General features: G+C 73.0%; 2 protein-coding genes. Both read left to right on the top strand.

Features of this window, described 5'->3' with window-relative positions; translation table 11 throughout:
* Nucleotides 1-258 precede the first annotated feature (258 nt).
* Nucleotides 259-471, top strand: coding sequence for a hypothetical protein (locus tag IJH84_RS27055; RefSeq protein ID WP_200071719.1), 213 nt, complete (start codon nt 259-261; stop codon nt 469-471).
* Between the two features lie 204 nt (nt 472-675).
* Complete coding sequence (locus IJH84_RS27050; protein WP_295150550.1) at nt 676-1,914, top strand: hypothetical protein; 1,239 nt, start codon at nt 676-678, stop codon at nt 1,912-1,914.
* The last annotated feature ends 32 nt before the right edge of the window (nt 1,915-1,946 follow it).

The raw sequence follows: 1,946 nt of genomic DNA, 5'->3' as shown, positions 1-1,946 counted from the left end.
TGCGCGGTCAGATTCCCGGTGAGGGCGTCTGGGTGGACAACGCCGCGCTGACGGTGGAGCAGACGGTGGACGAGATCCTCGGCCGCAGCGGGGTCGCTACCGCGTGAGCGGGTCCGGCCGGAGTGGGCCGCCTCCGGTCGTGACCGTTCGTTTCCAAGCAGTCGGCTAGCCACACGTTCGAGTGAGTGCGTGTCATCGCCCGCGGACCTGCCGGTCTCCCCCGGCCAACGCACCCGGACTGCAAGGGGGACCGTGCCGATGACACCGAGCGGACCGTACGAGGGCGAAGTGCTGCACCTGTGGCTGACCGGCCAGATCGTGCAACTGCTCGACCAAGCCGGTGGCGATCCGGACCAGGCGTGCGCGGGCTTCGACGAGCTCGTCGCGCGATGGGGGCCGACGCCGATGGCACGGGCACTGTCCGAAGCCACGCGCCTCTACGACGACACCGTCGCCCCTTCCCGCCGATAGGAACCCGGCGGTCGACGTAGGCGGCCCGCGGCCGGCTCCGCGCCGCCGGTGCCTCCGACCGGCAGAACGGGGCCGGGGCCGCCTATCGTCGGGGCAGTTCCAACGCTCGGCGGTCCCGGTGCCGATCGCGCGGCGGGTACCCGCAACGGGTGCGCCGTGCGCCGCCGGCCGGGACGAGCGCGTCGAGCCGCGAGGTATTGGCGAGTGGTGCAGCGGGGGGAATCGCCGGACGGGGAGGGCAGCGCCTCCCCGGAATCCCGCCTGCGGTTGTCGATCGGGCGGCGCCCGCGGGACCTGCTGCGAGTGCTGGTCGCCGGAGCGCTGCTGACGCTGAGCGTGCTGCTGGCGCTGGTGCCCGCCAACCCCGTCGAACTCGCGATCCTGCGGCAGCTGCAGCGGATTCCCGCGGTGCCCGGCCCGTTCTGGGTCGCGTTGAGCTGGTGCGGGTCCTGGGTGGCCATCGCCGTGGTCGCGGCGGTCGCGCTGTACTTCAAGAAGATTCGGGCGGGGCTGCTGTGCGGCGCGGCAGGCGCGGTGACCTGGGGACTCGCCGAAGTGATCCAGTCCGTCCTCGGCCCCCGCCCGGTTTCCGCCGTTCCCGCTCCGCCTCCCGGCAGCGTCCCGTTCCCCGCTACCGAGGTGGCGGTCGTGGTGGCGCTGACGGTGGTCACCGGCCCGTACCTGGGGAGCGTGGCGAGGCGGATCGGCGGGGTGCTCAGCGTCCTGGTCGTGGTGGCCGTTCTGCACCTCGGGCTCTACCTGCCGCTGGGCGCGGCCGGGGGAGCGCTGCTGGGGTGGGGCACCGGGACGTTGTTCCACGTCCTGGCGGGCGCGCCCGGGCGCAAGGTCTCCGAACGGGTCGTGCAGCGCGAGCTGGAGCTGGCCGGGTGCGCGCCCGAATCGATCGTCGCCCTGCGCTACCGGCTGTTCGAGCCGCGCGAATTCGCCGTGCGCACCGCCGGCGGCGACACCCTCCGGGTCAAATCCGTGCGGCGGATGCGCAGGCGGGCCGGGCTGCTGCACGGGTTCCGGCGCTGGAACGCCTCACCCGATGCGCAGGAAGAACCGCGGCTGTCCACACCGCACCACGAGACCGAGCACGAGGCGTACGTCGGGCTGCTCGCCGAACGCTCCGGGGTGCGCACTCCCGCGGTCGTGCAGGTCTGCGACGCGAAGTTCGCGCCACCGCTGCTGGTGCTGCGGCACGTGGACGGCCGCAGACTCCCGGACCTCCCGCGCTCGGAGATCGACGACGAACTGCTGGACGCGATCTGGACGCAGCTGACCCTGCTGGCAGACGCGGGCATCGCGCACCACGATCTGCGGGCGAAGAACTTCCTCGTGGACGGTGAGGACCGCCCGTGGCTGCTCGGTTTCACCTTCAGCCACGCAGGGGCGGACGCGGCGCACCGGGCTCAGGACCTCGCGGACGCCTTGGTCTAGCTGGCTTCGGTCGTCGGCGTCGAGCGCACGGT

Origin of the sequence: Saccharopolyspora sp. (genome assembly GCF_017434145.1) — a bacterium.
In the GTDB taxonomy this organism is placed as follows: domain Bacteria; phylum Actinomycetota; class Actinomycetes; order Mycobacteriales; family Pseudonocardiaceae; genus Saccharopolyspora_C; species Saccharopolyspora_C galaxeae.
Note: the sequence above shows the minus strand (reverse complement) of the source record. Positions and strands in the feature narration are given on the sequence as shown.